This window comes from Mannheimia varigena, assembly GCF_013377235.1.
GTDB lineage: Bacteria > Pseudomonadota > Gammaproteobacteria > Enterobacterales > Pasteurellaceae > Mannheimia > Mannheimia varigena.
In genome coordinates, this window is record NZ_CP016226.1 from 555,711 (window position 1) to 577,157 (window position 21,447).

General features: G+C 38.2%; 22 protein-coding genes and 1 tRNA gene. 9 read left to right on the forward strand and 14 right to left on the reverse strand.

All coding sequences use genetic code 11. The annotated features are described in order from the left end of the window. Positions 1 to 187 precede the first annotated feature (187 nt). Positions 188 to 1,648: an exodeoxyribonuclease VII large subunit gene (xseA, locus tag A6B40_RS02420; protein WP_176671450.1), complete on the reverse strand. Its 1,461-nt coding sequence runs from the start codon at positions 1,646 to 1,648 to the stop codon at positions 188 to 190. A gap of 164 nt (positions 1,649 to 1,812) precedes the next feature. Further along, positions 1,813 to 1,889, reverse strand: a tRNA-Met gene (locus A6B40_RS02425). A gap of 204 nt (positions 1,890 to 2,093) precedes the next feature. On the opposite strand from A6B40_RS02425, the gene mltA reads away from it, so the two are divergent. After that, complete coding sequence (gene mltA, locus A6B40_RS02430; protein ID WP_176671451.1) at positions 2,094 to 3,191, forward strand: murein transglycosylase A; 1,098 nt, start codon at positions 2,094 to 2,096, stop codon at positions 3,189 to 3,191. Positions 3,192 to 3,204: 13 nt separating this feature from the next. Next, positions 3,205 to 3,663 (forward strand): DUF5358 family protein, encoded by a 459-nt coding sequence (locus A6B40_RS02435; protein ID WP_112111104.1) that lies wholly within the window; start codon positions 3,205 to 3,207, stop codon positions 3,661 to 3,663. Positions 3,664 to 3,699: 36 nt separating this feature from the next. Here A6B40_RS02435 and purF read toward each other — a convergent pair whose 3' ends face one another. From purF to argG, 4 genes are all read right to left on the reverse strand, one after another. Continuing rightward, the gene (gene purF, locus A6B40_RS02440) at positions 3,700 to 5,217 is read right to left on the reverse strand and encodes an amidophosphoribosyltransferase (RefSeq protein ID WP_176671452.1); all 1,518 of its coding nucleotides are present in this window, start codon (positions 5,215 to 5,217) and stop codon (positions 3,700 to 3,702) included. Between the two features lie 14 nt (positions 5,218 to 5,231). Then, a complete protein-coding gene (locus A6B40_RS02445) occupies positions 5,232 to 5,735 on the reverse strand; it encodes a CvpA family protein (protein WP_025217543.1) in 504 nt (167 codons plus the stop codon). Between the two features lie 154 nt (positions 5,736 to 5,889). After that, positions 5,890 to 6,351, reverse strand: a complete 462-nt coding sequence (rnhA, locus tag A6B40_RS02450; protein WP_025217544.1) for a ribonuclease HI — start codon at positions 6,349 to 6,351, stop codon at positions 5,890 to 5,892. Between the two features lie 97 nt (positions 6,352 to 6,448). Further along, positions 6,449 to 7,780, reverse strand: a complete 1,332-nt coding sequence (argG, locus tag A6B40_RS02455) for an argininosuccinate synthase (RefSeq protein ID WP_176671453.1) — start codon at positions 7,778 to 7,780, stop codon at positions 6,449 to 6,451. 177 nt (positions 7,781 to 7,957) lie between these two features. Here argG and A6B40_RS02460 point away from each other — a divergent pair, with 177 nt between their 5' ends. Both A6B40_RS02460 and A6B40_RS02465 read left to right on the forward strand, forming a co-directional pair. Then, positions 7,958 to 8,473, forward strand: a complete 516-nt coding sequence (locus A6B40_RS02460) for a M23 family metallopeptidase (RefSeq protein ID WP_197016874.1) — start codon at positions 7,958 to 7,960, stop codon at positions 8,471 to 8,473. An 81-nt stretch (positions 8,474 to 8,554) separates the two neighbouring features. Further along, a complete protein-coding gene (locus A6B40_RS02465; protein ID WP_176671454.1) occupies positions 8,555 to 9,583 on the forward strand; it encodes a glycosyltransferase family 9 protein in 1,029 nt (342 codons plus the stop codon). Between the two features lie 58 nt (positions 9,584 to 9,641). On the opposite strand, the gene A6B40_RS02470 is transcribed toward A6B40_RS02465, so the two are convergent. Continuing rightward, complete coding sequence (locus tag A6B40_RS02470; RefSeq protein ID WP_112111106.1) at positions 9,642 to 10,400, reverse strand: glycosyltransferase family 2 protein; 759 nt, start codon at positions 10,398 to 10,400, stop codon at positions 9,642 to 9,644. Between the two features lie 114 nt (positions 10,401 to 10,514). Here A6B40_RS02470 and yhbY point away from each other — a divergent pair, with 114 nt between their 5' ends. The 3 genes from yhbY (at position 10,515) to nagK (ending at position 12,544) form a co-directional block, all read left to right on the forward strand. Then, positions 10,515 to 10,829 carry a ribosome assembly RNA-binding protein YhbY gene (gene yhbY / locus A6B40_RS02475; RefSeq protein ID WP_081732162.1) on the forward strand — a complete coding sequence of 105 codons (315 nt, stop codon included), beginning with the start codon at positions 10,515 to 10,517 and terminating at the stop codon, positions 10,827 to 10,829. Between the two features lie 63 nt (positions 10,830 to 10,892). Next, positions 10,893 to 11,624 (forward strand): phosphatase PAP2 family protein, encoded by a 732-nt coding sequence (locus A6B40_RS02480; RefSeq protein WP_112111107.1) that lies wholly within the window; start codon positions 10,893 to 10,895, stop codon positions 11,622 to 11,624. Between the two features lie 2 nt (positions 11,625 to 11,626). Continuing rightward, on the forward strand, positions 11,627 to 12,544 hold the full coding sequence (gene nagK, locus A6B40_RS02485; protein WP_025217551.1) for an N-acetylglucosamine kinase: 918 nt from the start codon (positions 11,627 to 11,629) through the stop codon (positions 12,542 to 12,544). A 74-nt stretch (positions 12,545 to 12,618) separates the two neighbouring features. On the opposite strand, the gene A6B40_RS02490 is transcribed toward nagK, so the two are convergent. Both A6B40_RS02490 and A6B40_RS02495 read right to left on the reverse strand, forming a co-directional pair. Continuing rightward, the gene (locus A6B40_RS02490) at positions 12,619 to 14,568 is read right to left on the reverse strand and encodes an LTA synthase family protein (protein WP_176671455.1); all 1,950 of its coding nucleotides are present in this window, start codon (positions 14,566 to 14,568) and stop codon (positions 12,619 to 12,621) included. A gap of 35 nt (positions 14,569 to 14,603) precedes the next feature. After that, on the reverse strand, positions 14,604 to 15,386 hold the full coding sequence (locus A6B40_RS02495; RefSeq protein WP_176671456.1) for an MOSC domain-containing protein: 783 nt from the start codon (positions 15,384 to 15,386) through the stop codon (positions 14,604 to 14,606). A gap of 124 nt (positions 15,387 to 15,510) precedes the next feature. Between A6B40_RS02495 and xseB the strand changes: the two genes are divergently transcribed. Together xseB and ispA are read left to right on the forward strand one after the other, a co-directional pair. Beyond that, on the forward strand, positions 15,511 to 15,741 hold the full coding sequence (gene xseB, locus A6B40_RS02500) for an exodeoxyribonuclease VII small subunit (RefSeq protein ID WP_025217553.1): 231 nt from the start codon (positions 15,511 to 15,513) through the stop codon (positions 15,739 to 15,741). A 15-nt stretch (positions 15,742 to 15,756) separates the two neighbouring features. Next, positions 15,757 to 16,650, forward strand: a complete 894-nt coding sequence (ispA, locus tag A6B40_RS02505; RefSeq protein ID WP_176671457.1) for a (2E,6E)-farnesyl diphosphate synthase — start codon at positions 15,757 to 15,759, stop codon at positions 16,648 to 16,650. A 35-nt stretch (positions 16,651 to 16,685) separates the two neighbouring features. Here the strand turns inward: ispA and A6B40_RS02510 are convergent, their stop codons facing one another. From A6B40_RS02510 to mreC, 5 genes are all read right to left on the reverse strand, one after another. Continuing rightward, a complete protein-coding gene (locus A6B40_RS02510; protein ID WP_025217555.1) occupies positions 16,686 to 17,486 on the reverse strand; it encodes a class II glutamine amidotransferase in 801 nt (266 codons plus the stop codon). 135 nt (positions 17,487 to 17,621) lie between these two features. Continuing rightward, positions 17,622 to 18,407, reverse strand: coding sequence for a zinc ABC transporter permease subunit ZnuB (gene znuB / locus A6B40_RS02515; RefSeq protein ID WP_176671458.1), 786 nt, complete (start codon positions 18,405 to 18,407; stop codon positions 17,622 to 17,624). A 58-nt stretch (positions 18,408 to 18,465) separates the two neighbouring features. Next, positions 18,466 to 19,803, reverse strand: a complete 1,338-nt coding sequence (locus A6B40_RS02520; protein WP_176671459.1) for a replication-associated recombination protein A — start codon at positions 19,801 to 19,803, stop codon at positions 18,466 to 18,468. Between the two features lie 9 nt (positions 19,804 to 19,812). Further along, complete coding sequence (gene mreD, locus A6B40_RS02525) at positions 19,813 to 20,301, reverse strand: rod shape-determining protein MreD (RefSeq protein ID WP_176671460.1); 489 nt, start codon at positions 20,299 to 20,301, stop codon at positions 19,813 to 19,815. Further along, positions 20,301 to 21,353: a rod shape-determining protein MreC gene (gene mreC / locus A6B40_RS02530; RefSeq protein WP_025217559.1), complete on the reverse strand. Its 1,053-nt coding sequence runs from the start codon at positions 21,351 to 21,353 to the stop codon at positions 20,301 to 20,303. Before mreC ends, mreD begins: the two co-directional genes overlap by 1 nt. Positions 21,354 to 21,447: the final 94 nt, after the last annotated feature.

Sequence of the window (21,447 nt, forward strand, 5' to 3'; positions counted from 1 at the left end):
CGCTTGCGCAAGCGTAAAAAACGCCTTTCAAATTGGTTGATTTAAAATTCAGCATTCAATTCATCTTTATAAAAATAGTTATGCACATCATCTGTGGATAAGTAAGTGAACAACCCTGTTTATAAATACTTAACCCACTGATTTTCATATAATTAATTTTTAAAACCAAGAGTGCTCAAAATTTCCCCTACAAAAAACCCACTACTTGACTTCTTATTTTTCCTGTTTTTAGCTGGGTAATGATCATCTCTCCAGCCTTGATATCACTGCTTGAAGTAAGCATTTTACCTTCTTCTGTTTGTGTGATTGAGTAACCGCGAGTGAGAATTTTCAATGGACTTAGCCCTTCCAATTTAGTACAGAGTTCTTGGAAATGTTGTTGCTCTTTGAGCATCGTTTTTTCCATTGCATAATTTAGACGTTGAGAAAATTTTGCCAACACCGTTTGTTGTTGATTAACTTGGTAAGGCAATGGATTTCTCTCAAAACGCTGAATAACAGCGTTCCATTGTTGTTGCTTTTTATTAAGTTTCTGCAGCATTTGCCAGTGCAATCTTTGTTCGACTTGGTATAATCGCTGGCGTTGGCGTTCCATCTGTTTCTGTAGGTGCTGATTGATTAAACGTAAATTAAGCTCTTTCGTTTGCTGTGTTTTCACTGAAAGCAATTTGTAAACAGCCTGTTCGAGCCTATATTCAATATAGTCAAGCTTTTGTTGTCGAGCTTGAATATGTTTAATAGGGTGCTGAGCATTTAGTCGTAAATTCAGCTGCTGAAAGCGACTTATTTTGGCTGTCCAAAGTCTGTCAAATGCTAAATTGACTTTATCAAATTGGTGTTGTAATTGGCGTTTTAGCTCGTTTTGATCACGGCTAACCAATTCCGCCGCTGCAGAAGGAGTTGGGGCTCGTAAATCAGCAACAAAATCAGTAATAGTTACATCTGTTTCGTGCCCTACCGCGCTAATAATCGGAATGTTGGAATGGTAAATCGCATAAGCAACATCTTCTTCGTTAAAGCACCATAAATCCTCTAACGAACCACCACCTCGCCCAACAATCAATACATCACACTCGTTACGGCGATTTGCTAGATCTATCGTATTAACAATATCTTGTGTGGCCTCCTTACCTTGAACTAACGTTGGGTAAATCACCACTTCTAAGCTTGGATCACGACGTTGTAAAATATGAAGAATATCTTGTAACGCTGCCCCGCTTGATGAAGTAATAATCCCAACTTTTTTTACAAAAGGAGGAATAGGCTTTTTATGTTCTTGAGCAAATAGCCCCTGAGCGGCTAATTTTATTTTAAGCTCTTCAAACCGTTGCTGTAACAACCCTTCCCCTGCAGGTTGCATACTTTCAATAATAAGTTGGTAATCCCCTCTTGGTTCATACAAGGTTACACTTGCTCGAACTAAAACTTGCATACCATTTTGCGGACGAAAATTCACTCTCGCATTTTTCATCTTAAACATTGCGGCACGCACTTGGGCTTTATCATCTTTTAAGGTGAGATACCAATGCCCTGAAACTGGTTGGCTGAAATTAGAAATTTCGCCTGTGAGCCAAACTTGATTGAGCTCCATTTCAAGCAAATGACGAACAGAATAGTTAAGTTGGGTAACAGTTAAGATATTGCTCATGGTTCAAAAGGGAAATAAAGAAATTGATTTTAGTGTAGCGAGAAATCAGAAAGAGAGAAAGTATTTGTCAGAAACAAGCGGTCATTTTTTCTGAATTTTTTGCAAATTGCGGTTATAAATGGCAGATAAAGAAAAACCCTCGATAAAATCGAGGGTTTGAAATTTGGTTGCGGGGGCCGGATTTGAACCGACGACCTTCGGGTTATGAGCCCGACGAGCTACCAAGCTGCTCCACCCCGCGTCTGGTGAGTACATAATATATCAATTTGGCATAATGACAAGCGAAATTATAAAAAATCGCTCTAAGTGATTCAATTTAAAACAGAAATAGCATAAAAATCCGCTTATTGCTTTAAAAACAAACAAGTTATATTCTTGTTTTATTTTAATAGCATTTTTGCTATGCTTCATTTTTCACATTTTATTAACGATGAAAGGATTTTCGATGAATTGGAAAGCATATAAAAAGTCAATCGCTGCAACAACTGTAGCTTTAGTTGCCAGCATTTTAGTGGGTTGCTCCTCCACTCCAAGTTCAACTTCCTATAATGCCGATAAAGCAAAATTTGGGGCAAAATACAGCGGTCGTCAGTTTATGCCTTATGGTACGCATTTTCAAAGCGGTCGCTTAATTTTAAATTCCTCCCCTGTTAATCAGAACGATTTTTTACAACAGCTTTCTAATGTTCGCACTTATAGCAGCTTAGCCAATATCCATTCGTTAGCTTATGGTAAAGTGAGCCGTTGGATTTCATCGGGGGCAAATATTAATGATCTGGCGAAATATGGTATTAGTACACGTTTAATGCGTGGCGAAGATGGTTATCAAAATGTATTAATGACAGGTTATTACTCGCCTGTAATTAAAGCTCGTCGCACTCCACAAGGGCAATATCAGCACCCAATTTATGCAATGCCATCGAATAAGCGTTTTTCTCGAGCTGAAATTTATGCAGGAGCATTGCAAGGTCAAGGCTTAGAATTAGCTTATAGTAATTCAATGCTTGATAACTTCCTACTAGGGGTTCAAGGTAGTGGTTATGTTGATTTTGGCGAGGGTCGTTTAAATTATTTCGCTTACGCTGGACAAAATGGCTTCAAATATGCAAGCGTTGGACGTTTGTTAGTAGAAGATGGTGAAATTCCGAAAGAGAAAATGTCCGTTCAAGCTATTCGTGAATGGGGAGAACGTAACCCTAGTCGTGTTCAAGGATTGTTAGAACGCAATCCGTCTTATGTATTTTTCCAAAACGATCCTTATGGTAAAGTGAAAGGCTCAGCAGGTGTGCCGTTAGTACCATTGGCTTCTGTAGCATCAGATCGCAGCATTGTGCCTTCCGGTAGTGTGTTATTGGTTGAAATGCCACTGATTGATAATAACGGAAACTGGACAGGCAAACACGAAATGCGTTTGATGGTTGCTCTTGACGTGGGTGGTGCGGTGAAAGGCCATCACTTTGATTTATACCAAGGTATTGGCGATAAAGCAGGACACGTTGCAGGCTTAATGAAGCATTATGGACGTGTTTGGGTACTAAACTAATTAAGTAAGCAATATGTTAAAAAAAGCATTAATAGTTCTCTTATTTAGTTCATCTTTTGCATTTGCAAATAATTTGGAAAATTCGACCGCTTACAATGAGCCGAAATATAAAATTTCCGAACTGGACGTAAAAATTTTAATTCGCCAGCTAAATAATATTGAGCAATGCATTTACCCTGATCTAGCAAAACCTGATTATCAAAAAATTTATGATAATTGGAATGTAGCTGAACATTTAACGATACAATATTTTGAGCAAAGAGTGCTAAATGACTTATTAGGGCGAGAAGATTTTCTTGCGATGCAAAATGATAAAGCTTCAATAGAATATTTTCATCAGCAACATCATAAGCTTAATCATCAAAACGCAAATGTAGATCAAGAGAAATGCGATGCGTTTAAACCTACTTATCAAGAAATGTATCAACGTATGCAAAATGCCTTAGCAGAACAGCAAAAGAAAAAACAGTAACAAAAAACTCGCAGTTTTGGCTGCGAGTTTTCTTTTTTAGCTTTCGTTATGAATTTCCAAGTTTGTAGCTTGCTTTGCTGCTTTTGCCTTAGCTTTATCATTCCGGGATTTCGCAATGGCATCTAAATAACATTTATCAATATCGCCTGTGATATATTCACCTGTAAAGACAGAATCATCAAAGTTATGAATGGTTGGGTTTTCTATTTGAATTGATTTATAAAGAGCATCCAAATCTTGGAAAATTAGTTTATCTACACCAATCATATCCGCGACTTCTTCTACAGAGCGGTCATAAGCAACCAATTCTTCACAGGTCGGCATATCAATACCATAAACATTTGGATAACGAATTTCCGGTGCAGCTGATGCAAAATAAACACGTTTTGCACCAGCAGCTCTTGCCATTTCGACAATCTGTTCAGAAGTTGTGCCTCGCACAATAGAATCATCAACTAATAGTACACTTTTGCCTTTAAATTCTGAGGCAATCGCATTCAGCTTACGGCGAACCGAGCTTTTACGCTGTGCTTGCCCTGGCATAATAAAGGTACGAGCCACATAGCGGTTTTTCACAAAACCTTGACGATATGGTTTGTAAAGCACATTAGCAATACGCACAGCGATATCATTTGAGGTTTCTGGAATAGGGATAACAACATCAATATCATCAACAATACGTCCCCATTCACGTTTGATCTTCTCGCCTAATAGCTCTCCCATATGCACACGAGCTGCATAAACAGAAACACCATCAATCACTGAATCCGGGCGAGCAAAGTAAACGTATTCAAAAATACAAGGGTTTAGTTTCGAATTATCTGCACAAATTTGGGAATGTAATTCACCCTCAAAGGTGATATAGATAGCTTCTCCTGGCAATACATCCCGTACAAACTCAAAACCTACCACATCTAATGCAACACTTTCTGAGGCAAACATATATTCTGTTTTACCTTCAACTTCACGTTTGCCTAAAACTAACGGACGAATACCAAACGGATCACGAAATGCCACCATACCGTGACCGATAATCATAGCTATGCAGGCATAAGCTCCACGAATGCTATCATTCGTTTTGCGTACAGTTTCAAAAATATTCTCTGGGCTTAAATGTTGAGTGGAATAAAGATCGAGAAAATAAGCAAAAATATTAAGAAGAGATTCAGAATCTGAATTGGTATTAACGTGACGACGAGCCTCGTTAAACAAGCGCTCTTTCAGCTCTGAATTATTTGTTAAATTACCATTATGTACAAGCGTAATCCCAAATGGTGAATTTACATAAAAAGGTTGAGCCTCTGATACACTTGAGCTCCCCGCTGTTGGATAACGAACGTGCCCGATTCCTACATTGCCTTGTAAGCGTAGCATATGTTCTTGCTGGAACACATCACTCACTAAACCGTTTGCTTTGCGTAAGCGGAAGCGGTTTTCGTCATCGATTGTGACGATACCTGCGGCATCTTGTCCTCGGTGTTGTAATAATGTTAAGCCATCATAAATCGCCTGATTGACAGGCGACTTCCCAATAATACCGACAATGCCGCACATATAGAAAAACCTCTTTATTTAGTCGAGTTTAGAAAAGTAGAATTTGTTTGTAACTGTTCAAAGAACCATTTCACAATAAAGTCAAAATGTGGAATTAATAATGATGATTTCCATAATTCCGTTTGACTTGCTTGTGTGAAAGTATCTAAGAAAAATAAAATTGCTGAAACAATTAAAATGCCTCGTAACGCTCCAAAAGCACCACCTAAAATGCGGTCAGTAATAGACAAGCCACTTAGATCAATCACCTTGCCTAATAAACTGTTAATTACACCACATACAATTAAGGTTAAAATGAATAAAATGGCTGCTGCTAAACCATTGCGTAAAAACTCTGAATTTTGTAGGTAAACTGAATTTATCTGTGTGAAATAACCACTTAGATAAGGATAAAATGAACTTGCCACAAAAAAAGCAATTACCCAACCAAGGAGAGATAACGCCTCATTAGTAAACCCTCGCCATAAACTTACCAGTACAGAAAACGCAATGATCCCGATAACAATTAAATCAACCATAAAAACCCTTAAAAGCTTAAAGCTCTCCTATTTTACAAAAAAAGAAAACGTTTGCGTAGCCCTATTTTGTTAAAAATTGCTCATCTACACAAATTAACAAGCGGTTATATTTTACGAAAAATTTGCAAAAAATCTTACCGCTTGTAAAAAGTACTTATTCTACACCATAGCCAACGTCATCTAAAGTCGGATTATTTGCTCCGTTTTTCGCTAATTCATCGCAAATTTCATTTTCACGATGCCCGGAATGCCCTTTTACCCACGCCCATTCAATTTGATGGCGTTGAATTTCTTTATCTAACGCAATCCATAAATCTTTATTTTTAACAGGCTTTTTATCGCTGGTTTTCCAGTCGTTTTTCTTCCAGTTAAAAATCCATTTTTGAATGCCATTTTTCATATATTGACTGTCGCTGTTAAGCTGCACCTTGCACGGTTCTTTCAGCATTGATAAGGCCTCGATCACCGCCCGCAATTCCATTCGGTTATTCGTAGTTTGGAGATAACCTCGGCTCACGGTTTTTTCATGACCGTTGTAACGCAATAATATGCCGATCCCCCCTTTTCCAGGATTACCCAAACAAGAACCGTCTGTAAAAATTTCAACTAATTTCATTTGAATAACTACATCGTGAAAACAAAAGCCCCAAAGCATTAACTTTGGGGCAGCTTTTGGCTAAATTCTAAAAGTTATCAGAATTTGGATCAACTTATTATTTCTTGTCAAGTTGCGGAATCACACTGTTGTTCGCTGATAATAAGCCTGCATCCGTGTAAACTGCTAATTTGCCACGAGTATCCACAATGTCTAAGTTACGCATTGTTAATTGACCGATACGATCCGCCGGTGTGAACGGTGCATCTTCCACTTTTTCCATACTTAAACGTTCTGCTTCATAGGTTAAGTTTGGCGATTCGGTATTTAAAATCGTGAAATCGTTACCACGGCGTAACTCAAGCGTTACGGTACCGGTAATCGCTTTCGCCACCCAACGTTGAGCCGTTTCACGCAACATTAAGGCTTGCGGATCGAACCAACGACCTTGATACAATAAACGACCCAAACGTAAACCGTTGATGCGATATTGTTCGATGGTATCTTCGTTGTGAATACCCGTCACTAAACGCTCATAAGCGATGTGTAATAACGCCATTCCCGGCGCTTCGTAAATACCGCGAGATTTCGCTTCGATAATACGGTTTTCGATTTGGTCTGACATACCTAAACCGTGGCGACCACCAATGCGGTTCGCTTCCATAATTAACTCAACCGCATCATCAAGACGTTTGCCATTTAATGCAACTGGCACACCTTCTTCAAAGGTAACAGAAACAGTTTCAGGTTTGATTTCCACAGATTCGTCCCAGAACGCTACGCCCATAATCGGTTTTACGATCTTCATTCCGGTGCTTAATTCTTCCAAATCTTTCGCTTCGTGTGTTGCACCTAACATATTTGAGTCAGTTGAGTAGGCTTTTTCCACTGACATTTTGTAGTCGAAACCGTTTTCGATTAAGAATTTTGACATTTCTAAACGACCGCCAAGTTCATCAATAAAAAGTTGATCTAACCACGGTTTATAAATTTTTAATTTTGGGTTAGTTAATAAACCGTAACGGTAGAAACGCTCAATATCGTTACCTTTAAAGGTTGAACCATCGCCCCAGATATTTACATCATCTTCTTTCATAGCAGCGACAAGCATTGTACCTGTTACCGCACGACCTAGTGGCGTGGTGTTGAAATAAGGAATACCGCCTGTTGAAATATGGAACGCACCGCATTGAATTGCTGCAATCCCTTCGTGGGCTAATTGCTTTCGGCAGTCAATTAAGCGAGCATTCTCCGCACCATACTCCATTGCTTTTTTCGGAATTGCATTATAATCATCTTCATCCGGCTGACCTAAATTTGCGGTATAGGCATAAGGTACTGCCCCTTTTTTACGCATCCATAAAAGTGCTGCTGAAGTATCTAAACCACCTGAAAAGGCAATACCGACTTTCTGGCCTAAAGGTAAAGCTTCTAAAATTGTTGCTGACATACGAATTCCTATAAATTTTGAAAGTAAAAAATAATTAAACACAAACGCTTGCGTATGTGTTCAAGAAAAATATTCTAGCTGAAAAGCGGTAAAATTTCATCTAAAATTTGTGCATACGATTTGCACATTTTTCACAAAGAACGACCGCTTGTTATATTAATTTTTTAAGAGAAAGATATGTTTAAAAAATGCCTAATAGGAATTATCGTGCTGTTTATGGCTTTTATCAGTATTGAGCACTTCAAAATTCCTTATCTCTATGATTATTTACGATGGATACCTACATTAAAGCAAGGCATTCCAACCGAACAAAGTTTGCCAAACCCTGTTGCAGGACAACGTTTTATTGACAGTTGGCACAGCCCTAGAAGCGGTGGGCGGAAGCACGAAGGCGTAGATATTTTTTCCCCGAGAGGAACGCCAATTCGTAGTACCACGAGCGGACTGGTAGTACGAATTGGTACAAATAGATTGGGCGGTAAGGTGGTTTCGGTAATGACAGGCAGAACCGTGCATTATTACGCCCATTTAGAAGATTATGGCAATATTTCACGCCATCAATGGATTGAACAAGGCGAAATCATCGGCACAGTAGGCGATAGCGGCAATGCCAAAGGCACGCCACCTCACTTACATTATGGCATTTATACACCAAGCGGTGCGATAAATCCGTATCCGTTGATTAAACAATAATTTGGAAAACTCCATTCATTCAAAAATTACCTATAAAATAGAGGTATAATTTATTCAACTGTTTGAACTAGAGAAATATAAATGAAAAAACTACTTGTAATTCGAAATGACAAAATCGGCGATTTTATGGTGTGTTTTCCTGCTTTTGCAATGTTGAAGCAATCATTGCCCGAAGTGGAAATAACTGCACTTGTGCCAAACTATACTGCCCCTCTTGCAGAACTTTGCCCTTCTATTGATAAGGTCATTATTGATACGCCAAACAAGAAAGATAAAAATGAGTTTAATCGTATTTTACAAGTGGTTAAAAATGAACAATTTGATGCGGTAATCTGTTTTGTATCCGATTGGTATAATGCAAAGCTGGCTTGGCAAAGCGGCATTAAACATCGCCTAGCCCCTGCAACCAAGTTATTCCAATTTTTATATAACCATCGCCTAACTCAACGCCGTTCTCAATCAGCGAAAGCTGAATCAGAATATAATTTAGATTTAGCCCGTGCGTTTTTAGTCAAACATCACGTTAAAATTGTAGAGCCTAGCACACCTTACTTAGCGTTTGATGAGAAAACTGTCCAAACACAAAAAGCAAAATTATGTGAGCAGCTGAATATTACTCCCGATAAAAAGTGGCTGTTCGTACATAGCTCCACAGGTGGTTCTGCCAATAATTTATCTATTGAACAATATGCTGATTTAATTCAAGGTATTTTAGCGGAATTTGACTGTTATGTGATTTTGACGGCAGGAAAAGGCGAGAGCGAAAAAGCAAATGCCTTAGCTGAAAAAGTAAATCATAAAAATGTAGTAGTGTATGACAAAAACGAAGGGCTGCAAGATTTTTCACGCTCGCTTGCCTGTGCTAATTTGTTTATCGCCGGCTCAACAGGGCCATTACATATTAGCGGAGCATTGAATATTCCAACGATTGGGTTTTACCCAAGCCGTCTTTCTGCAATTCCTCGCCGTTGGAAACCGATTAATGATGCGGATAAACATCTTGCATTCTGTCCGCCTTTTGACAAAGCATCGCAGATGAATTTAACCTTAATATCAATTCCTAATTCATTAGAAACTATTGTTCCGTTTATCAGGAAAATCTGGGCATAATTTATAAATCCCCCTCTTTATTCTTCGCTAAAGAGGAGAATTTATTAAACAAATCAACTTATTTTCTTGTGCGATTCCATAAATCTGCATATTTTACAAAGGTAGAATGTGCGGAAAGTACGGCTAATAAAAAGCCCTGTTTTCCATCTAAAAAACCGGCTTTTAAGAAATACATTTTTACAAAACAGCCAATAGCGTGTGTTACGCCATCAAACAATGAAGCGGCTTTTCCTACGTTCGCTCGCTGAATTGCCCACGCTTTAGCATAACTTGCAGATTTTACTAAATAATGATGAATATCTTTGTAGGTAAAATGCAATAAATCGCCTTGTAGCTTCTTGACGATTGCTTCTTTTGGATAATGGACTTTTTCGTGAACTAATTCATCACCATACTTTGCAAAATCTGTTCTATATAACCTCACCACATAATCCGGATACCAGCCTGAATGGCGAATTTGCTTGCCAAATACTTCGCTTAGGCGGCTAATTTTATAAACGGCATTTTTTTCGTCTTTTTTGACCGCTTGTAAAATTGAGTGTTTCAGTTCTTCGGTTACTCGCTCATCTGCATCAAGCCAAAGTACATAATCGCTTGTTACATATTGTTGAGCAAGTTGGCGTTGTTTGCCAAAACCTTGCCAATCAGTATTGGTGTAAAATTTGGCGTGATACTCTGCGGCAATTTGTGGTGTTTCATCTGTACTGCCACTATCTAAAATTATAATTTCATCAACCCAGCCTTTCACTGTTTCTAAACAGGCTGCTAAATCTTGGGCTTCGTTTTTTACAATCATTGCAACACTTAATGTTGGCATAATCTGTCCTTTTTTGTTATTGCTATAATTCATTCATTTTACTTTAAAAATGAGTGGTTTTGTGCTATTTTCTACGCCAAATTTTATTTTACAAACAAATGAATGGATAAAAGAATGTCAATTAAATTAACAACCAAACAAAAGCAATATTTAAAAAGCTTAGCACATCACTTAAGCCCTGTTGTAATGCTAGGCGGTAATGGCTTAACCGAAGGTGTTTTAGCTGAAATCGACAATGCGTTAGACCACCACGAGCTGATTAAAGTGAAAGTGGCAGGTGCAGATCGTGAAACGAAGCAACTAATCATTGATGCGATTTTGCGTGAAACTAAGGCTGCTGAAGTACAAACCATCGGACATATTTTAGTGATTTACCGCCAAAGTGAAGAGAAAAAAATCACTCTACCGAAAGCGACTAAAGCTATCTAAATTTGTAAAATTTTTCAAAATATAACCGCTTGTATTTTCAAGCGGTTTTTTAACGGAATATCTATGTTTAAAAAATTCTCTCTTTATACGCTGGCGATGCTGTTGATCCCTATTGTTACTTGGCTGGCAAACTGGCAATGGTCTTTGGCTATTCAATACCCTGAATATGGTTTTGACTACTTTTTATTTTTAATCACTGAAACAGGTTCTGTACCTTATGCCATCGCTACTTGCGTGATTTTTACCTTATTATTAGCTTGGGTTGTAAGAAAGCGTTATTCGTTGTTTTTTGTTATTACAGTTTGTGTTGCTTCAATGGTAGCAACCCAAGTTATCAAAACCGCAATGAAATCCACTTTCCAAGAACCTAGACCCTTTGTTTCTGCACTTTTTGAAGATAAATCTGTTGATTTCTATAAATTAACTCGTGAGCAAAGAGGCTTAGCGGTTACTGAAAAAATCGGCACACTACAAAATTTTGTAACAGTTCATCAGGCAAAAGAAGTTGGTTACTCTTTCCCGTCCGGTCATACAATCTTTGCGGTTTCTTGGTTGCTTTTAGTAGTTGGCTTCTGCCGTAATATGAGAGGACAAGCGGTCGTTTTTGCTCATATTTTTGCAGTTGTTTGGGCTGCATTAATGTTAATTAGTCGTTTAAGATTAGGTATGCACTATCCGATTGATTTATTTATTAGTAGCTTACTTGCATTTGCAACTAACTTGGCACTTTTCGTATGGTTTGTGCCTTGGCTGGAAAAGAAAAATCCATTTAATTTATTTCATAAGAGAGCATAATTATGGCAACTTATTACGGTTTAGATGTCGGTGGCACAAAAATTGAGCTTGCCGCTTTCAATGAAAAATTAGAAAAACTGCACAGCGAACGTGTACCAACACCACAAACTAACTATGACGACTGGTTGAATACCGTTGAAAATTTGGTGAAAAATGCCGATGCCAAATTTGGAGAAAAAGGCTCAGTTGGCTTAGGCTTACCTGGTTTTGTAAACCGGGAAACAGGGATTGCGGAAATTACCAATATCCGTGTTGCAGATGGCAAAACTATTATTAAAGATTTAAGCGAACGCTTAGGGCGTGAAGTGCGTGCTGAAAACGATGCAAATTGTTTTTCCCTTTCTGAAGCATGGGATGAAAGCAATCAATCTTTCTCCACCGTGCTTGGCTTAATTATTGGCACAGGCTTTGGTGGTGGCATTGTGTTTGATGGAAAAGTTCACTCAGGCAGAATTGGTATGGCTGGCGAAGTTGGGCATATGCAGTTAAATTATCACGCATTAAAATTATTGGGTTGGGATAAAGCCCCTATTTATGAATGTGGCTGTGGTAATCAGGCTTGCTTAGATACTTATATTTCCGGTCGTGGTTTTGAGCTACTTTTTAATGATTTAGTGGGCGAGAAAATCGCTGCCAAAGAGATCATTGAGCGCTTCTATAATAATGATCAAAAAGTGGTGGAATTTGTCGAAAAATATATTGAGTTAATGGCAATCAGCATTGGTAATCTCATTACCGTTTTAGACCCTGATATGATTGTATTTGGCGGTGGTTTATCTAACTTCGACTATATTTATGAAGCTTTACCAAAAGCCCTACCGAAACATTTAATGCGTTCAGCTAAAGTACCGGTCATTAAAAAAGCTATTCACGGCGACTCAGGCGGTACACGTGGCGCAGCAGCATTATTTTTAAAATAACCTAACAAATTTAGAGAGAGGACAAGCGGTCATTTTTGATAAAAATATTGCAATCCCCTCTCTTTTAGTTTTCTTTACTCTTTACTTTCGGGTAGTAATTTATATAACTGATTTTTATATAAATAGCTGCCAAGTAATGCGTGAGCCAATGCTTCTTTCTTAAAAACGTCTGGTTGCTCTTTAGGCGTTAGCTTAAAAGTTGTTTTATCATACACAAAGCCTTCAATCGGTAAGTTTGGTCGCATTACAACTACATCATTGCCTTTCATCATCGCTTGTGTTGCATCATATTGCATAAAGGCTCGATTTGGATCAACATCTTGCGTTAAATCATAGCCAATCATTGGATATTGCCCGCTCACACCTGCGACAGAAAGCAATGTTGTTGGCATATCTAACTGGCTAACTAAACGATTATCCAATCTTGGTTCAATATTTTCACCCAATAATAACGCCGGTATGTGGAAATGTTGAATCGGCACTAAATGCTCACCAACGGCTCGTGAATCGTGATCGGCAATCACTAAGAACACTGTATCTTTCCAATAATCAGATTTTTTCGCTAACTCAAAAAAATGCCCGATCGCATAGTCGGCGTATTTTGCCGCATTGTTACGAGTTTGTTTTGGTTGCTCGTACAATTCAATTTTACCGTCCGGAAATTCAAAAGGGTCGTGATTACTTGAACTAAATACCAAACTGAAAAATGGCTTTCCTTCTTTATAGAGTTGAGTAAAAGTTTCATTCGCCTTACCAAAAAGATCTTCATCACTCACGCCCCAAGTCGCCGTAAATTTAGGGTTCTGATAATCTTTTTCGTCAATAATTTGTTGGAAACCATTGCCATAGAAGAAACTAGCCATATTATCAAAATGCTTTTCCCCACCATAAATAAAAGAAGTATGGTAACCTTGACGCTTTAATAATTCCGCAATACTGAAAAAGTTATTTTGGCTTTTCGTCAGTTTGACCACTGCTCTTGCAGGCGTTGGGGTAAAACCGGTTGTTACTGCCTCAATACCCCTCACCGAGCGAGTACCTGTAGCGTAGAGATTGGTAAAATACCACCCTTGTTCTGAAAGCTTGTCTAAATTTGGCGTCAGATTTTTACCGCCTAATGAGCCAACAAATTGAGCCCCTAAGCTTTCCTCTAAAACAATTACAATATTTTTAGGTTTACCTTGATAAGTGGCTTTATTTTCAGTCAAGGTTGGAATTTCATCTAGTATATAATCAGAACTTGGACGATTTCGAGCCTGTTTAACAATACTTAACATTTCTTCAACAGACATTTTGCCATATTGCTCCGAAGATTTATCTTCATCTTTCAATTGTTGTACTGCATAAAGTACAGAATAGCCTGAGTTTAACACCAGTGAATTTACAAGAGGATCACTTGAAAATGCGACCATTGCCGGGTTTATACCTCGATGAGCAAAACTAGAACGTCCACCAATAAACACAACAACAGCCACCAATAGAGCCAATAATGGACGTATTTTCCAGCTCGGCAAACGTAAATTTTTTGTTGCCCAGCCTGATAGTTTCCAATAAATTATTAATGAGATAATGGATACAGCAACACCGCAAATAACAGCCCATAAATGACCATTAATCAACATTGTGAATACTTCTTTTGGGTGAGCTAAATACTCAATGAAAAGACGATTAGGGCGGAGATCAAAGGTTTCAATAAAATTTGGTGTAGCAACTTCCATAAACAGAATAAACACACTAGCTACTGTTAACCAAATTTTTAAAATAATCCGCCAAATTGAACCGAGTGTATTTTTATGAAAGAAAAATACGCTCAATAATGCAGGTAAACCAAACAGCCAGCATAATGAGGATATATCAATACGGATGCCTTGTAATATTAATGGTATCCAGCCATCAACAGCTGATATTCGGTCAGCTTGCCAAATACCTAACGCTAGACGGGATAATGTTAGAATAAATAGATTTATCCCAATAAATAGCAGGATCGGGAATAGCACAGTTCTTGATTGACTGCGTTGGTACATTTGAATCTCCTTTTAAAAATTTAAAATTGTTATAATTAAATAGTGATAGTATCGCCTACTCTTATTATTCCACTATTTTGTGGCACAAGATGGATACCAAAAACAGGTTTTCCCTTATTATTTGTATGTTTTTGCTTCAACGTTCGGAAAGGCTCTGCTTGAGGGTCTAATTCTAACGTAGATAAATTGCGAGTAATCAGCACACATCGAGTACAAAGGGCTGATTTGCGAAATAAGACCTCACCAATATGAATTTGTTCCCACTGTTCTTCTTCAAAAGCGACATTGCCATCAATCACAATATTTGGACGAAAGCGTGCCATTTCAATAGAAATAGGCGACCATTGTTGTACTTGTTCAAGGGATTTTAATGACATCAGCGTAACAGGATTACTATCTGCAAAACTCAATGGATTATCTGCAAAGTTTTCAACCTTACGTTGGCTTTGACTACCCAACCAACGCAGCTGCACTTCTCTTCCTAAAATTTCGCTTAGCCATTGATTAACACGCTTGTCTGCCACTTTAGAATAAAAATGCGTTCCCCATACTTCACTTGATTGCTCCTCAACGAAATCTTGGTAAAGTGCAACACATTTTTGACCGCTTGTATGGCTAATCACAAGCCCTGTTGAAATCGGGAAAGCGGTTAGGCGGTATAGCTCTAAATCTTTGCGAGCAGTAATAAATTTACCGTCTGATTCGGTAATCATAAATTCACGGTCAAAGTTTAATCCCTTAGGTTCAACAAAGGCTTGTGAAACTTGGGTTGGTTGGGTTGATTTTATCGGGTAAATATTCAGTTCTGTTACTTGCATAGAAAATCCTCTTTTAGAAAACTAGGGTACAATACTACAAGCGGTCAAAAAGTAAAAGGAATTTGCAAATCCCTTTGTAGAGCGGTAAACTTGAGCGTCTTTCATCGTTACAGGTAATACAAAAATGGCAAAAAAACCAACTCAAGATTTTGAAACGACTCTCAAAGAATTAGAAGCAATTGTTACCCATTTAGAAGCAGGCGATTTACCGCTTGAAGATGCTCTTAATGAGTTTGAAGCGGCAATCAAATTAGTACAACAAGGGCAAGAACGCTTACAAAAAGCGGAACAACGAATTCAAATTCTACTCAATAAAAATGAGTCTGCCGAACTGAGCGATTATACAAAAGAATAATAAGAGAAGAATAAAATGAGCTATTCTTTAGCAAGCGATCTTACCACTCAACAAAAACGAATTAATGATTTTTTAGCTTCAAAGTTAAGCCAATACAAAGCCTTCCACTCTCCACTCATTAAAGCGATGGAATACACGGTGTTATTAGGCGGAAAGCGTGTTCGCCCGTTTCTAATTTATGCCACAGGTAGAATGCTTGGCGTGCCGCTTGAAAAATTAGATAATAGTGCAGCGGCAATGGAATCTATCCACGCTTATTCATTGGTTCACGATGATTTACCTGCAATGGACGATGATAAATTACGTCGAGGCAAGCCAACTTGTCATATTGCCTTTGATGAAGCCACTGCTATTTTAGCAGGTGATGCATTACAAAGTTTTGCTTTTGAATTGATCGCAACCGACCCTAAACTTTCTGACAAAGAGAAAGTTGCTCAAATCAGAGAATTATCAACCGCCTCAGGTGCAAAAGGAATGTGCTTAGGGCAAAGTTTAGATTTGATTGCGGAAAATAAATCGGTCAATTTAGAAGAATTAGAGTTAATTCATCGTAACAAAACGGGGGCATTAATTCTTTCCTCTGTAATGATGGGTTTTAATCTTTCTGAACATTCGCAAAATTTAGCGATAAAACAACCGCTTGTAAATTATGCAAAAGCGATAGGCTTAGCTTTTCAAGTGCAAGATGATATTTTAGATGTGATTGGCGAAACCGATAAAATTGGTAAAACGGTGGGGTCTGATGAAAATTTAAATAAAAGCACTTACCCTAAATTACTAGGATTAGATGGAGCAAAGCAAAAAGCTGAAACACTTTACCAAACCGCTCTCTCCTCTCTTGAACAACTGCCTTTTGATACTACTGCATTAAAAGAGTTGGCTGATTTTATTGTTAAGCGTGAAAACTAAGAAAAAACCTAGCAGATGCTAGGTTTTTTTAGAGATCAAACGTGAGGTTTAGCTTCTGGCAGCATACCTTCAATTTCATAAAGTACATCGCCATCTTTAAAAAAAACGTAACCACCATTTTTCATTTTTATCCAATTTTCATTTTTTGTCAGCGGCTGAGTTGTGATGACTGTTACCTTATCAGTAATTTGGGTATATTGGCTGAAATCAATTGAAACATCATCATCACGCAATGCTTTACCAAAAGGGGCTTTACGACATACATAATGAAGATTGGTTGTGCACCGAGCAATCATAAAATGCCCGTTTGATAAAATAAAATTAAATACGCCGTGTTCCGCAATTCTTTCTGTTACTTTAACTACCGCATCAAAAATCTCTTTTTCACTTGGTTTTGCCGGATACATCTCTTTTAATTCCGACACAATTCGGCAAAATGCTGCTTCGGAGTCTGTTGTACCAATCGGTTGGTAGTGGCATTCTTCACAAACACCAACGCCTTCTACTGTACCATTATGGGCAAAAACCCAATTCTCGCCCCATAATTCACGAATAAAAGGGTGTGTGTTTTCTAAATTTACATCGCCGCGTGTGGCTTTTCGGATATGAGCAATCACATTCAGCGACTTGATTTGATATTGACTAATAGACTCCGCCATTGGCGATGAAGCTCCCGGTCGATTATCACGAAAAACCCTCACCCCTTTTCCTTCAAAAAATGCGATACCGAATCCATCAGTGTGATGATCAGTTAATCCCCCTCGCCGCCGAAAGCCATCAAAAGAAAAGGTAATATCCGTCGGCGTATTACAATTCATTCCAAGTAATTGACACATAATTTAATTCTTTAATTCTCAATGAGTTACTATAAAACTAATGATGATATTTAAGCAGATTGATAGAAAATTTCAATGCTATCTCCGCAAAAATCTTATGCTTTATTTTTATAATTTATATCTTTTTTATGCCATTTAATTGTATTCTTTCTTAAATAGTGAAATTAAAAAGAGCATTCCGGCACAAATTACCACCGATGGACCTGCCGGAGTATCCTTCCAACCCGATAACAACAATCCCCCTGTTACTGCAATAATGCTAAATAAAATAGCAATAAAGACCATTTTCTCAGGTGTTTTAGCAAAACGCCTTGCTGTTGCAGACGGAATAATTAGCAGTGAGGTAATAATTAATGCCCCCACAAATTTCATACTTAACGCGATGGTTAACGCAGTTAAAATCATCAGCAATAAACGCAAGCGAGCAACATTTAAACCTTCAATTTGAGCAAGTTCCGGACTAATTGTGATGGATAATAAACGTTTCCAGAAAATCATCAGTACAGATAAGATCAGAATTGCTCCTGCCCCGATAAAAATCACATCAGAAAAATTAATTGCCAGTAAATCGCCAAACAAGTAGGACATTAAGTCCACTCTCACGTTATCCAGCAAACTAATGGTAATCACACCGAGAGAAAGGCTGGTATGGGCGATAATGCCTAAAACAGTATCAACTGAATAATTGGTTTTCTGCTCAAGCCAGACTAATAAAATTGCTAAGATAATTGTCATTACAATGACAGCAATGTAAGGATCAATTTGCAGAAAAATACCCAGAGCTACACCTAGTAATGCCGAATGAGAAAGTGTATCTCCAAAATATGCCATTTTACGCCAAACAACAAAGGCACCAAGCGGTGCCGTAATAAAAGCTAAACAAACACCTGCAAGCCACGCAGGCAATAAAATATCAAACATATCTCTTCCAAATAACAACAAGCGGTCGCTTTTTCATCACATTTTGCAAATTTATGGATTATTTATACCGCCTGATCTCGCTTAATTCATCTTGTGTTTTCAGCCAAGCCATTTTTTCTCTAATCTGCTTTTCCATTCCTCGTTCTGAAGGAAAATAGAATTGCGTATCTTGAAGTTCAGGCGGAAAATAATTTTCCCCTGCGGCATAAGCATTCGGTTCATTATGAGCATAACGATATTCTTCACCGTAACCTAATGATTTCATTAAATTAGTCGGAGCATTGCGTAAATGTTCCGGTACATCATAATCTTTCGCTTCTTTCGCTAAGCGTTTAGCTTCATTGAAGGCTTGATAAACCGCATTACTTTTAGGAGCAACCGCAAGATAAATAATCGCTTGGGCGATAGCTCTTTCTCCTTCATAAGCTCCAACTCTGGTGAAACAATCCCACGCTGCTATGGCAATTTGCATTGCTCTGGGGTCTGCATTACCAATATCTTCTGAAGCAATTGCCAGTAACCGTCTTGCTACATAAAGCGGATCGCCACCCGCAGTTAAAATGCGAGCATACCAATATAATGCCCCATCTGGTGATGAACCTCGAATGGATTTATGGAGAGCAGAAATCAGATCGTAATAACGATCTCCCCCTTTATCAAAGCGGGCTTGTCGCTCGCCCAATACTTCGGTAAGTAATGCTTTGTTTAACAGTTTACCTTGAGAAGTACTTTCTGCCATATCTACCATTAACTCTAGGCAATTTAAGGCAAAACGAGCATCACCATTTACATAATCGGCAAGTAATGTCAGTACATCATCTTCAAGCAGTAATTTTTCATTGCCTAGCCCACGCTCTACATCTGCCACCGCCATTTGCAAAATTTTCAAAATTTCGACCGCTTGTAGTGGCTTTAAGATATAAATTCTGGCTCGTGAAAGTAACGCATTATTGAGCTCAAACGAAGGGTTTTCCGTTGTTGCACCAATAAAAATAATTGTACCGTCTTCAATATGAGGTAGAAACGCATCCTGCTGACTTTTATTAAAACGATGAACTTCATCAACAAAGAGTAATGTTCGTCTGCCTGCTTGTCGATTTAATTTTGCTCTCTCAATTGCTTCTCTAATCTCTTTTACACCGCTGGTTACCGCTGAAATACGTTCCACTTCAGCATCAAAATGATGAGCAATGATTTCAGCTAATGTCGTTTTCCCTGTTCCTGGGGGCCCCCAGAAAACCATAGAATGACTATGCCCGGCTTCAATTGCTCTGCGTAACGGTTTGCCTTCTCCAATCAGGTGAGATTGCCCCACATATTCATTTAAATGTTGAGGGCGCATTCTTGCTGCAAGCGGTCGAAAATCTTCTGCAAAATCAAAAGGCAAGCTACTCATTTCTCCCCCTTAGCGTAAGCGAAGTTGGCGACGAATATGACGCATCAGTAGGAAAATCCAAGGCCAGAGTACACCACTAATGACTGCCCCTAATATTTCTTGTGAGTTAAATTCAGCACTATGCAAAATAAATTCAACCACAAAAATAGCGAAACGGATCAGTACAATATATGCCATTACCAATAAACTTTGCAGCCAAAGTGATAAATTACGTAAAATAAGGTGGTACTTAGCCACAAAATAAATGGCAATAGACAATATTAATGCGTGAATACCTAAAATCGAACCTAAGATCAGATCCCACACAATACCTGCTAAAAAAGCTGTACCGACGCTGATTTTATCAGGCAGTGCTAATGCCCAGTAGATCAGCACCAATACAACCCACGTTGGGCGTAAGCCTTGAAATCCAACAGGCCAAGGCATAATTTCTAACACAAAAGCAATCACAAAAATCGCAAGAATAACCAGAATTTGAAAAATTAGGTTTGTCCTCATTATTCCGCTCCTTGTTCTATATGATGCTCTTCCACTTCCACATCAGGTTGTGAAGCAGGGTTTTCATTTATTTCTTCTGTATCAATCTGCTCTTCTTTAGTCTCTAATTGAACTTCTGCTTTCTTATTCGACATTTGTTTCAATCGGTCAAACGGATTTACGCTATTTCGTCTTTCTTCTACAATTTCACGCACTTGTTCAGGCGATAGACTTTGACTGTAATTTTTCTCTTCCGCTGTGGGCCAAAGTAATAGTAGATAACGTAAACGGTCAAATGAAGCTAGTGGTCGTGCAACAATCCTAGCAAACTGACTTTTTGTATCATTTTCTACAGTTTCAACAATAGCAACAGGATAACCTTCTGGGAAACGTCCTCCTAAACCAGACGTAACCAAAACATCTCCCTTTACAACATCAACGGAACGAGGAAGATTATCAACAACTAATTCATTATTAACTCCTGTTCCATTAACAATACCACGAACATCATTTCGTAATACCTGTACAGGGATAGCATGAGTAACATCTGTAAGAAGTAAAATTCGGCTAGATTTTTCACCTACTGAAATAACTTGCCCTACCACGCCCCGTTCATCAATAATAGGCTGCCCTACAAAGGCTCCGTCCATTCTTCCTTGATTAATCACAACTTGCTGGCGATAGGCATCCATTTCAGCTGCTAATACTTCTGCAATTTTCTTGTATTCATCTTGGCGAAGAGGAGAACTGAGTAACAAACGTAAGCGCTGATTTTCTACTTTTAACTGATCAAGTAACAAAAGATCTGCACTTTTTTCTCTAAGTTGTTCTTTCAATAAATTATTTTCAAGCTGTAATTTATTATTATCAATAAAATTACCACTTACTCCATCCAATATAGATCGAGGTGTATTTGCGAAATAATATAGCCCGCTTACCGCTGTTTCTAACATATTACGCACTTGGATCATCAATGAACTACGGCCATCAGACACAATCAATAAAATTGAAAGTATAACAGCAATAATCAAACGCATTCCTAGAGAAGGGGACTTAGCAAAAATTGGTTTCATCAGAGATATACAATATGAAATTTATTGGGAACATATAATGAAAATTGACAATAGACTCAAATCCATTGCCAACTCTCACATCAATATCTTTTTT